An 11,933-nucleotide genomic window follows, 5' to 3' on the forward strand; every position below is an offset into this window, starting at 1 on the left:
GTCAGTACGGTACCGGCGCGGTCGACGAGCAGGGCCATCTCGTACCCCACCAGACCGATGTCCGCCTCCGGATGCGCCAGCACCGCCAACGACGAACCATCCGAGATCGACATGATGAAAAGGAACCCACGCTCCATCTCCACCACCGTCTGATTCACCGCACCACCCTCGAAGATCCGCGACGCACCAGCCGTCAACGACGTCAGACCCGACGCCACCGCAGCCAACTGATCCGCACGATCCCGGGGAAAACCCTCGGACAACGCCAGCAGAAGACCGTCAGCCGACACCACCACCGTATGCGACACCCCAGGAGTGTTCTCCACAAAGTTGGTGATCAACCAGTTCAGGTTCTGCGCCGCCTGGCTCATCGGGCTCACACTAACGCTCCTACTGGTATCTGGGGCCGGAGCCCCGATCGGTCCGGCCGGCCGTGGAATTGGCCTGGCGCCCCTGCTGAATTCCCCGGCGGAGATTGGTCAGCCGGCCCCGGACGGCGTCCGGTGCGCGGGAGACCTGCGGGCCCGTCGGGGCGGCCTGCTGCTGCGACTGCTGTGCGGCGCCCGCGACCAGGTTGGCGCGCGGGACCCGGCGGGGCAGTCCTGAGGTGGTGACCCCGCCGGCGCTCGGCTGGCGCAGCTGTCCCGCCTGACGCCCCAGTTCGTCGTTGGGGGACGGCCGCCAGGTGGGCGCGGGGCCCTGCGGTGCGGCGGCGGCCGGGGCAGCGGCGCGCGGGAACTCCTCGCGCGGCGTTGCGCCGTAGCCGTCGCCGGCGGCGTCGCCGCCCGTCGCGGCGGCCGGGGAGTCCGTACGGCCGGGGTGGCCGCGGACCGGAAGTCCCGCGCCGGTGTCCGTACCGGTCGCGGGCTGCTGCCCGGTGGGAGCGGGCGGCTCCATCCGCCGGGTCCCGAACCAGGTGGACTCCATCTCCTCGAAGATCGGCGTGCGTTCCGAGGAGTGCGGGCCACCGCCGGGCAGCGGATCGGTGAACGCGGCCGGCTGCGGCGGCTGGTGCCGCTCCGGCAGGGCGGACTGCGGCTGCCCGAGCACCGGGAACTCACCGGTCTCGGACGGGTACCGCTGGGGCTCCGGCGCCTGGCCGAGGGCCGGGAACTCGCCGGTGTCGGCGGGGTAGCCGCCGCGGCCCTGCCCGGCGCCCTGCCCCATGACGGGGAACTCGCCGGTGTCGGCGGGGTAGCCGCCGGGGTTCTGCTGGGGCTCCCGGTCCCGGCCGGGGTTCTGGCCCAGGGCCGGGAACTCGCCGGTCTCGGTGTATCCGGTGGGGCCCTGCCGGTCCGCGGCGGGCCGGCCGGTACCGAAGTCCTGGCCGCCCACCGCCGGGAACTCGGCCGTGTCGCCCGGGTAGCCGGGGCGGTCGCCACCGGGACGGCCGGGGTCGCCGCCCTGCGCCGGCGAGCGGAAGTCGCCGCCGCCGAAGGCGTCGAACTGCTGGGCGGAGCGGCCGGCGGGGTGGGCCGGACGCGGGGCGGGGCCGCTGGCCCCGGTGAAGCCGGGGCGGGCGTACTCGCCGGTGTCCGGCTCCTCGTGCCCGCGCGGTCCCTCACCCTGGTCGCCCACCACGGGTATTCGGCCGCTGTCCTCGACGCGGCTGGCCCAGCTGGGGCGGCCGGTACGGTCGACGCCGCCGTCCGCCGGAGCGCCGGCACCGCCGGGAGAGCCAGGACCGCCGGTCAGCCCGTCACGGCCCGCCTCGGCCGCGGAACCCGCCGGGGCGGGCGCCGGGGCGCCGGGGCCGCCCGCGGTGGCGGGGAAGGAGGCGTTGCCCGGGCGCGAGGGCAGGGCGGGGCGGTCCGGGCCGCCGGCCACCTGGCCGCGCGAGGCGGACGGTCCCTTGCCCAGGTTGGCCAGTCCACGGCCGCGGGCGCCGGGGCCGCCGGGGGCCTGCGGCCCGCCGGGTGCCCGGCCGCCGGGCGGCGTCTCGCGCTGCACGGTGGTGGTGGGCGGCGCGCTCGCGGCGCCCGGGGCACCGGGTGCGCCGCCGGGCATGCCGCCGCCCGGCTGCGGGCCGGGGCGCGGGGTACGGCCGGGGTTGCCCTGGGCCACCTCGGCCGGGAGCATCACCAGCGCGGTGGTGCCGCCGGAGTCGGAGGGGCGCAGCTGGATGCGGATGCCGTGCCGCAGGGACAGCCGGCCGACCACGAACAGACCCATCCGGCGCGAGACGGAGACATCCACGGTGGGCGGGTTGGCCAGCCGGTCGTTGATCTCGGCGAGGTCCTCGGGCGAGAGCCCGATACCGGTGTCGTGGATCTCGACCAGCACCCGGCCGTCCGGCAGCGCGTGACCGGTGACCTTGACCTTGGTCTGCGGCGAGGAGAAGGAGGTGGCGTTCTCCAGCAGCTCGGCGAGGAGGTGCACGAGGTCGTTGACGACCCGGCCGGCCACGTCCGTCTTGGGCACGGCGCTCAGCTCGATGCGCTCGTACTGCTCCACCTCGGAGGCGGCGGCGCGCAGCACGTCCACCAGCGGCACCGGCCTGGTCCACCGGCGGCCGGGCTCCTCACCGGCGAGGACCAGCAGATTCTCGCCGTTGCGGCGCATGCGGGTGGCGAGGTGGTCCAGCTTGAAGAGCGAGGAGAGCTGGTCGGGGTCGGCCTCGCGGGACTCCAGTTCGGAGATGAGCGAGAGCTGACGCTGGATGAGGCCCTGGCTGCGCCGCGAGAGGTTGGTGAACATCGCGTTGACGTTCCCCCGCAGCAGGGCCTGTTCACCGGCCAGCCGGACGGCTTCGCGGTGGACGTCGTCGAACGCCTCGGCCACCCGGCCGATCTCGTCGCGGGTGTGGACACCGACGGACTGCACGGAGGTGTCGACATCCTCGGGCTCCGCCTCGGACATCTGGCGGACGACCTCGGGGAGCCGCTTGTGGGCGACCTCCTGCGCGGTGTCCTGGAGGCGGCGCAGCGAGCGGACCATGGAGCGGGCCACCACGAAGGCGCCGACCAGGGAGATGCCGAGGACGAGCACCACGACGGCGCCGTTGAGGATGGCTTCCTGCTGCGCCTCGTTGCGCAGGTCGCGGGCCTGCTCCTCCATCTCGGTGATCAGGGTCCGCTCGATCGCGTTCATCGCGTCGATCTTGGTGCGGTCCTGGTCGAACCAGTCGCGGTACGAGCGGTCCTGGCGCTGGATGCCGTCCAGGGCGGCGAAGACCGTGTCGCGGTACGTGTCCGCGGACACGACGTTGACGATGCCGCCCTCCAGCGGGTCGAGCAGGCCGGTGGCGGCGACGTCGTCGCCGTAGATCTGGGTGAAGCTGTTGAGGGCGGCCGATTCGCTGGCCGCGTGGGTCTTGCCGTAGCGCCAGTCGCTGGGCGACAGGCCCATCTCGTCGCCGTCGCGCTCACCGCGGGCGAGTCCGGCGGTGATGACGGCGCGCTGGATGGAGGCGTGCTCCTTGGCGGCCGAGAAGGTGGCCAGGGCGCGGGTGGAGCGGATCATCTCGCTGTTGCTGGTGGCCTGGGCCATGTCCTGGGACAGCGAGAGCAGCGCGTCGATCAGGTCGCTGTAGCGCATGATCGTCTGCGAGACGTACTCCGGGTCGGCGTACGCCTCGTCCCGGATCTCCTTGATGCCGGTGAGCTGCCGGCTGATGTCCAGGACGGTGGCCTGGACGCCGCGCATGACCTCGTCGTCGGCGGTGATCGCGTTGGTGGCGTCGCTGAAGGCGGCGCGCGCGTCGTCCGTCCGCTCGCGGGCGGTGGCGATCTCGTCGCTCTTGGCGCTCATGCCCGCGACCAGCGGACCGGCCGAGCGGTCGCGCTCCTCCTGGAGCGCGGCGGCGAGCAGCGTCGCCTGCTGGGTCATGTCGGTGAGCAGCTGCATGGTGTCCAGCTGCTCGATGTCGTCCATCGAGGACTGGATCCGCAGGCCGCCCAGCACGGTGGCGGCCATCACGGGGAGGGCGATCAGCGAGACCAGGCGGGTGCTGATGCGCCAGTTGCGCAGCGCCAGCCGGGATCCGGCCCGGCTGGGTCCTCTGGACTCGGCGGGTGCCGCGGGGTCGTCCTGGGTGGCGCTCCGGTCGGCCGGGGCCTCCCCGCTACCGGGCGCGGAGCGCGCCGGGTCGCCGCCGGAGGCAGATCCGCCGGAGGAGCCACGCTGTGTGGCACCACCCTGCTCCGGTTCCCCCGCAGCGCTGCCTTCCCTCTTGAAACGTCCCTGCACTATGCGTCGCAACCTCTGGACCAGGCGTCGCGCCGCGATGCGGCGTGACGGTATCGAGCCAGGGGCATACGACCCCCCGGCGGTCGTCGGTAACCGGCGTGTCCGGTGTTCAGCCAGCGCGTGACGCTTGGGGCGCGCCCTGCACATGAGCTCGTGTCACGCGGCGGTCCGTGGAATTCCAGCACAGTGGCCGATCTCCAACAAGGGCCCGGAATGGTCCCGTGACATCTATGACGCTCCGGAGGCATCCCGCTACCTCCCGTGGAAGCGCGGAGCAGGCATAGCGGACATTTCTCCACCACATCGCCATCGAATCGATACACCAGCACCCGGGCCGACCGAGGCGATGTGTACGGTTTTCCCCACTGTGCACCTGTTTCCGATGCCCGAACTGGCGTCTGCTATGCGGCTTTTGACCTGGGGCTCGTGAGGAAAATCACAGATGGGCCGTGGCCGATAAGGAACGCTCGGGGGTATACGGCACCTAGTGTCAGGCTTTACAAGCAGCCGTTCGATCTAAGGTCATCCGTGAAGAGCACCCTCAGCGTCCGCTCCACCGCCAACCCCCGGCGCACCACCCTCGCCCACCTGCGGGACGCCGACGAGCTGACGCCCGCCCCCGTCACGTACTCCGCCTCCGAGGAACTGCCCGGCAGCACCGCCAACCCGCGCCGCACCATCCTCGACAAGGCCCCGGACGCCGCCTGAGCGCGCGCCCGCGCACACCCCGCCGTCCGCCCACGGCACAGGGCGGGCCGGACACCGATCCCCGGTGTCCGGCCCGCCCTCGCGTTTCCCGGCTGTCCGGCCTGGCTCAGCCCTGCCAGCTGTGCGGCGCCCGGAAGCCCGGCGTCCGCTCCAGCCGCCGCCAGCCGGCCGTGCTGCGGCCGGCGGCGAAGTGCCCGGGTCCGGCCACCGTCGCCGGGGCCTGCGCGGCGCGGGCGATCAGCAGCGCGGTCACCGCCGCCAGTTCCTCATCGCTCGCGGCGCCCTTCTCCACCCGCACCAGCTTGCTGTCCACGCCCGTCTCCATCCCCGTCTCCGTGCTCATCTGCGGTCTCTCCTCGGTGGTCGCCGGACCCGTCACTGCGGCGGGTTGCCGTGCTTGCGGGCGGGCAGGTCGGCGTGCTTGCTGCGCAGCATCGCCAGCGACTGGATCAGCACCGCGCGGGTCTCGGCGGGGTCGATCACGTCGTGCACCAGCCCGCGCTCCGCGGCGTAGTACGGGTGCATCAGCTCGGTCTTGTACTCCTTGACCAGCCGGGCCCGGGTCGCCTCGGGGTCCTCGGCGGCGGCGATCTGCCGGCGGAAGATGACGTTCGCCGCGCCCTCCGCGCCCATCACCGCGATCTCGTTGGTCGGCCAGGCGTAGGTGAGGTCGGCGCCGATGGTCTGCGAGTCCATCACGATGTACGCGCCGCCGTACGCCTTGCGCAGCACCACGGAGATGCGCGGCACGGTCGCGTTGCAGTACGCGTACAGCAGCTTGGCGCCGTGCCGGATGATGCCGCCGTGCTCCTGGTCCACGCCGGGCAGGAAGCCGGGGACGTCCAGCAGGGTGACGATCGGGATGTTGAAGGCGTCGCACAGCTGGACGAAGCGGGCGGCCTTCTCGGAGGCGTGGATGTCCAGCACCCCGGCCAGCGACTGCGGCTGGTTGGCGACGATGCCGACCACCTGGCCGCCGAGCCGGCCCAGCGCGCAGATGATGTTGGTGGCCCAGCGCTCGTGGACCTCCAGGAACTCGCCGTCGTCGACGAGTTCCTCGATGACGGCGCGCATGTCGTACGGGCGGTTGCCGTCCGCCGGGACCAGGTCGAGCAGCGCGTCGCCCGAGCGGTCGGCGGGGTCCTCGGTCTCGGCGGCCGGCGGGTTCTCGCGGTTGTTGGAGGGCAGCAGCGACAGCAGGAACCGCACCTCCTCCAGGCACGACTCCTCGTCGTCGTAGGCGAAGTGCGCCACCCCGGAGGTCTCGGCGTGCACATCGGCGCCGCCCAGCCCGTTCTGGGTGATCTCCTCGCCCGTGACGGCCTTGACCACGTCCGGTCCCGTGATGAACATCTGCGAGGTCTCACGGACCATGAAGACGAAGTCGGTCAGCGCCGGGCTGTAGGCGGCGCCGCCCGCGCAGGGGCCGAGCATCACGGAGATCTGCGGGATGACCCCGGACGCCTTGGTGTTGCGCTGGAAGATGCCGCCGTAGCCGGCCAGCGCCGAGACACCTTCCTGGATCCGGGCGCCGGCGCCGTCGTTGAGGGAGACCAGCGGAGCGCCCGCCGCGATGGCCATGTCCATGATCTTGTGGATCTTCTGGGCGTGCGCTTCCCCGAGCGCCCCGCCGAAGATCCGGAAGTCGTGCGCGTAGACGAAGACGGTACGGCCGTGGACGGTGCCCCAGCCGGTGATGACACCGTCGGTGTAGGGGCGCTTGGCCTCCAGACCGAAGCCGGTGGCACGGTGCCGGCGCAGCCCTTCGACCTCCTGGAAGGAGCCTTCGTCCAGCAGCAGCTCGATCCGCTCCCGGGCGGTCAGCTTGCCCTTGGCGTGCTGTGCCGCGGTCGCCTTCTCGCTGGGACCACGGCCGATCTCGTCACGGATGGCGTGCAGCTCCGCGACGCGGCCCCGGGCATCGGGTGCGGCCACGGGCGTCAGGGACTCTTCGGTCATGTAAAGACCCTATGAAACGCCGGGAGCGAACGCTCTCGTCAGATCTGTACAGTCTCCGCCGTCATTTCGTGGTCGCCCTGTACAGAACCAACGGTTTCCGGGGCAATGGTGCAGCGAAGTACCACAGGAGAGCCGGGGGGAACTGGAGGAACCCTATAAGTCCGCTCGTTCCCCCCGGTCCGGCTCACTCCGTGGGACGCAGCCCGGCCCGCAGCAGACCGTAGGTGTAGGCATCCTCCAGCGCCTGCCAGGAGGCGGCGATCACGTTGTCCGCCACGCCGACGGTGGACCACTCGCCCTCGCCGTCGCCGGTGGTGATGAGGACCCGGGTGGTGGACTGGGTGCCCGCCCGGCCGGCCAGGATGCGCACCTTGTAGTCCACCAGCTGGAGCCGGGCCAGCTCCGGGAAGGTGCGCTCCAGTCCGCCGCGCAGCGCCCGGTCCAGGGCGTTGACGGGGCCGTTGCCCTCGCCGGTGGCGACCACCCGTTCGCCCTTGGCCCACAGCTTGACGGTGGCCTCGTTGTCGAGGGTGCCGTCCGCCCGCTGATCGGTGATGGCGCGCCAGGACTCCAGCCGGAAGAACCGGGCGGCGCGGCCGGTGACCTCGTCGCGCAGCAGCAGTTCGAAGGAGGCGTCGGCGGCCTCGTAGGTGTAGCCCTTCGCCTCCTGTTCCTTGACCCGGGCGACGATCCGGCCCACCAGGTCGCGGTCGCCCTCCAGGTCGTAGCCCAGCTCGCGGCCCTTCAGCTCGACGGAGGCGCGGCCGGCCATGTCGGAGACCAGCATCCGCATGGAGTTGCCGACCAGCTCGGGGTCGATGTGCTGGTAGAGGTCGGGGTCCACCTTGATCGCGGAGGCGTGCAGCCCGGCCTTGTGCGCGAAGGCGGACAGACCGACGTAGGGCTGGTGGGTGCTGGGGGTCAGGTTGACGACCTCGGCGATGGCGTGCGAGATGCGGGTCATCTCCTTGAGCGCGCCGGGCGGCAGCACCCGCTTGCCGTACTTCAGCTCCAGGGCGGCGACCACCGGGAAGAGGTTGGCGTTGCCGACCCGCTCGCCGTAGCCGTTGGCGGTGCACTGCACATGGGTGGCGCCGGCGTCCACGGCGGCGAGGGTGTTGGCGACGGCGCAGCCGGTGTCGTCCTGGGCGTGGATGCCGATCCGGGCGCCGGTGTCGGCGACGACGGTCCGCACGGTGGCCTGCACCTGGGCGGGGAGCATGCCGCCGTTGGTGTCGCACAGGACGACGACGTCCGCGCCGGCCCCGGCGGCGGCGCGCACCACGTCCAGGGCGTAGCCGGGGTTGTCGGCGTAGCCGTCGAAGAAGTGCTCGCAGTCGACGAAGACCCGGCGGCCGGCCGCGCGCAGATGGCGCACGGTGTCGGCGATCATGGCGAGGTTCTCCTCGGGCGTGGTGCGCAGGGCCAGCTCGACGTGTTTGTCGTGGGACTTGGCGACCAGGGTGACGACGGGGGCGCCGGAGTCCAGCAGGGCCTGGACCTGCGGGTCCTCGGCGGCGGTGGTGCCGGCCTTGCGGGTGGCGCCGAAGGCCACCAGGTGGGCGTGGCGCCAGGGCAGCTCGCGGGCGCGGCGGAAGAACTCGGTGTCGCGGGGGTTGGCGCCGGGCCAGCCGCCCTCGATGAAGCCGACGCCGAAGTCGTCGAGGTGGCGGGCGATGGCCAGCTTGTCGGCGACGGTGAGGTGGATGCCCTCGCGCTGGGCGCCGTCGCGCAGGGTGGTGTCGAAGACGTGGAAGCCGTCGTCGGGGGCGTCCGGGGCGGCGGGGGTGGCCGGTGTGGTCATGGTGGTGGCTCCTGCGGAGGATGCGGTTCTGGTCGGCTCCACTGCCCTGCTCCCGTCCGGCCGTGTGTGGGGCCGGGAAACGAAAAGACCTCTCGCGGATGCGAGAGGTCTGCGCGCGGGTCGAGGCACGGTGGCCGCGTCACCCGGTGGGGTGGGGCGGCGATCACTGCGGACCGGCGCGCTCATCACCAATAATCATCATGGCGAACGAGAGCACGGGCCCAGTGTGGCACAGGATGCCCTCGGTACCCGGGGTGTCTCACGATCCGGACGAGGGCCCGGCCGGCCGCCGCCCGGTGCGGCGGCGGTACGGGAGCGGGCGGGCGCCGCCGGTACGGGGCGGGGTGCCCGTATCCGTACCGGCGGCGGTGCGGCGCGGTGCCGCTGCGGCGGGGGTCAGCCCACCCGGTGCATCCAGCCGTGCGGGTCGGCGGCCTTGCCCTGCTGGACGGCCAGCAGGGCCTCGCGCAGCCGCAGGGTGATGGGGCCCGGCTCGCCGTCGCCGATCGTCCAGGCGGCGCCGGAGGACTTCACCGAGCCGACCGGGGTGATCACGGCGGCGGTGCCGCAGGCGAAGGTCTCGGTGAGGGACCCCTCGGCGCACTCGCGCTCCCAGTCCTCGATGGAGATCCGGATCTCGCCGGTGGCGTAGCCGAGATCGGCGGCGATGGTCAGCAGCGAGTCGCGGGTGATCCCGGCCAGCAGGGTGCCGGTCAGCTCGGGGGTGACGATCGTGGCGTCCTCGCCGGAGCCGCGCACGAAGTAGAGGTTCATGCCGCCCATCTCCTCGACCCAGCGGCGCTCGACGGCGTCCAGCCACACCACCTGGTCGCAGCCGTGGTCGACGGCCTCGGCCTGGGCGAGGAAGGACGCGGCGTAGTTTCCGGCGAACTTGGCCGCGCCGGTGCCGCCGGGGGCGGCGCGCACGTACTCCTTGGAGAGCCAGACCGAGACCGGCTTGACGCCGCGCGGGAAGTAGGCGCCGGCCGGCGAGGCGATCAGCACGAAGAGGTAGGAGCCGGCCGGCTCATTGATGCCGAGGCCGTCCTCGGTGGCGAACAGGAAGGGGCGCAGATACAGCGACTCCTCGCCGCCGTGCGGCGGGACCCAGGCGGCGTCCTGGGCGAGCAGCACCTCGATGGCCTCGACGAAGGTCTCGACCGGCAGTTCGGGCATGGCCATGCGGCGGGCGGAGTCCTGGAAGCGGCGGGCGTTGGCGTCCGGCCGGAAGACGCCGATGGAGCCGTCGGGCTGCCGGTACGCCTTGAGCCCTTCGAAGATGGACTGCCCGTAGTGCAGGGTCTTGTTCGCGGGGTCGAGCTGGAAGGGGGCGTACGGGGTGAGCTGCCCGTCGTGCCAGCCCCTGCCCTTGGTCCAGCGGAGCGTGACCATGTGGTCGGTGAAGTGGCGGCCGAAGCCGGGGGCGGCCAGCACGGCGTCGCGCTCCGCGTCCGACAGCGGGCTGGCGGAGGGCTTCAGGTCGAATTCGATCGGCGGCGTCGTCATGGTGAGCGCGTCCTTCGCTGAGTGGTGTGGCGGACCGCCGGTCCGTCCCCCGATGGATGCGGTACTAGGAAGTCCGAGCATCGGGAGGCGGTTCGGCCCCGCGTCCGATTATCGCGCGGGGCCGTACGGCATGCGTACGGCTGGCGGTCTCGATGGTGATGGTGGCACCCAGCGGCGGGTAAGCCCAGCCGCCGGGCGCGATGCGGGCCCGGCGGCGAGGGGGTGCGTGAGGTGAGCCGCGGGAGGGGGTGTCCGGTGGATAGCGCCGGTCAGGCCCGCGGGTCCTGGTGCGGTGCATCGCAAGGCGGAGGGTCGACCTCGTAGTGGGCTACTCGGTCGTGCCCGACAACGCAGCGAGGTGCCGTGCCAGGAGTTGCGGGCCAGGCGGGATCCACCGGACACCCCCTAGCCGGTTACGGAACCGGCTACGCGTACCGCGAGGGCGTCCCCGATGGTGTCGGTGTCACGCGGTGTGCCGTCGCGCTCCGCCAGGTCGGCGGTCACGGCGGCCTCGATCCGGCCGGCCTGCTCCTCGTAGCCGAGGTGGCGCAGCAGCAGGGCGACGGAGAGCACGGTGGCGGTGGGGTCGGCCGCTCCGGTGCCCGCGATGTCGGGCGCGGAGCCGTGCACGGGCTCGAACATGGAGGGGAACTCACCGGTGGGGTTGATGTTCCCGGAGGCGGCGAGCCCGATGCCGCCGGTGATGGCGGCGGCGAGGTCGGTGAGGATGTCGCCGAAGAGGTTGTCGGTGACGATGACGTCGAACCGCTCGGGCTGGGTGACGAAGAAGATCGTCGCCGCGTCGACGTGCAGGTAGTCGGTGGTGACCTGCGGGTACTCCTGGGCGACGCGGTCCACCGTGTTCTTCCACAGGTGGCCGGCGTGCACCAGGACGTTGTTCTTGTGGACCAGGGTCAGCTTCTTGGCGGGGCGGGCCGCGGCGCGCTCGAAGGCGTCGCGGACCACGCGCTCGACGCCGTAGGCCGTGTTGACCGACACCTCGGTGGCGACCTCGGCGGGGGTGCCGGTGCGCATCGAACCGCCGTTGCCGACGTAGGGTCCCTCGGTGCCCTCGCGCACCACCACGAAGTCGATGGCGGGGTTGCCGGCCAGCGGGGTGGGCGTGTTCGGGAAGAGGACGGAGGGGCGGAGGTTGACGTAGTGGTCGAAGGCGAAGCGCAGCTTCAGCAGCAGACCGCGCTCCAGCACGCCCGAGGGCACGCCCGGGTCGCCGATGGCGCCCAGCAGGATGGCGTCGTGGCCGCGCAGCCGCTCCAGGTCGGCGTCCGGGAGGGTCTCCCCGGTGGCGTGCCAGCGCTTGGCGCCCAGATCGTAGGTGGTGGTCTCCAGCTTGACGTCGGAGGGCAGGGCTGCCGCGAGGACCTTGAGGCCCTGGGCCACCACCTCGGGGCCGATGCCGTCGCCGGGGATCACTGCGAGATCGATGCTGCGCGCCATGCGGAGGACCATACGCCGGGTCCCGGCCAGCGGACGTATGACGTCCACGATCCGGACAGCGGCGCGGCGGTGCGGTGCGGCGTCAGTGGGCGGGCAGCGGGGCTCCGCCGTTGTCCCGGCGGTCGAGGGCGCGCTGGAGCGCAGCGGCGGCGCGGCGGCGGTTGGCGTCGTCGCGCCCGGCGAGGGCGCGGGGGATACGGGGGGCGATGCGCGGGGTGCGGGCCTCGGCGGGAGCGGCCGGCGCGGCGGGCGTGGCGAACGTGTCGTCCATGGCGGATCGGCTCCAGGGGTGAGGGTGAGGCGGGGGCTG

The 11,933-nt window shown here is 72.6% G+C and carries 9 protein-coding genes; 1 reads left to right on the forward strand and 8 read right to left on the reverse strand.

What is annotated here, in order from left to right; genetic code table 11:
* Positions 1–371: roadblock/LC7 domain-containing protein (locus BM385_RS24095; protein ID WP_175543095.1), on the reverse strand; the 371-nt coding region annotated here is incomplete at its 3' end.
* A 19-nt stretch (positions 372–390) separates the two neighbouring features.
* The gene (locus BM385_RS24100; protein WP_093844354.1) at positions 391–4,188 is read right to left on the reverse strand and encodes a sensor histidine kinase; all 3,798 of its coding nucleotides are present in this window, start codon (positions 4,186–4,188) and stop codon (positions 391–393) included.
* A 528-nt stretch (positions 4,189–4,716) separates the two neighbouring features.
* On the opposite strand from BM385_RS24100, the gene BM385_RS24105 reads away from it, so the two are divergent.
* Positions 4,717–4,896 (forward strand): hypothetical protein, encoded by a 180-nt coding sequence (locus BM385_RS24105; RefSeq protein ID WP_019436455.1) that lies wholly within the window; start codon positions 4,717–4,719, stop codon positions 4,894–4,896.
* Between the two features lie 106 nt (positions 4,897–5,002).
* Here BM385_RS24105 and BM385_RS24110 read toward each other — a convergent pair whose 3' ends face one another.
* From BM385_RS24110 to BM385_RS24135, 6 genes are all read right to left on the reverse strand, one after another.
* Positions 5,003–5,239, reverse strand: a complete 237-nt coding sequence (locus BM385_RS24110; protein WP_019436456.1) for an acyl-CoA carboxylase subunit epsilon — start codon at positions 5,237–5,239, stop codon at positions 5,003–5,005.
* Between the two features lie 32 nt (positions 5,240–5,271).
* A complete protein-coding gene (locus BM385_RS24115; protein WP_019436457.1) occupies positions 5,272–6,855 on the reverse strand; it encodes an acyl-CoA carboxylase subunit beta in 1,584 nt (527 codons plus the stop codon).
* Positions 6,856–7,039: 184 nt separating this feature from the next.
* Entirely contained in the window at positions 7,040–8,659 is a 1,620-nt protein-coding gene (gene cimA / locus BM385_RS24120; protein WP_093844355.1) for a citramalate synthase, read from the reverse strand.
* A gap of 396 nt (positions 8,660–9,055) precedes the next feature.
* The gene (locus BM385_RS24125; RefSeq protein ID WP_093844356.1) at positions 9,056–10,165 is read right to left on the reverse strand and encodes a branched-chain amino acid aminotransferase; all 1,110 of its coding nucleotides are present in this window, start codon (positions 10,163–10,165) and stop codon (positions 9,056–9,058) included.
* Positions 10,166–10,570: 405 nt separating this feature from the next.
* Positions 10,571–11,623: a 3-isopropylmalate dehydrogenase gene (locus BM385_RS24130; RefSeq protein ID WP_026047895.1), complete on the reverse strand. Its 1,053-nt coding sequence runs from the start codon at positions 11,621–11,623 to the stop codon at positions 10,571–10,573.
* An 82-nt stretch (positions 11,624–11,705) separates the two neighbouring features.
* Complete coding sequence (locus tag BM385_RS24135) at positions 11,706–11,894, reverse strand: hypothetical protein (RefSeq protein ID WP_019436461.1); 189 nt, start codon at positions 11,892–11,894, stop codon at positions 11,706–11,708.
* Positions 11,895–11,933: the final 39 nt, after the last annotated feature.

The organism is Streptomyces harbinensis (genome assembly GCF_900116145.1).
Lineage (GTDB): Bacteria > Actinomycetota > Actinomycetes > Streptomycetales > Streptomycetaceae > Streptomyces > Streptomyces carpaticus.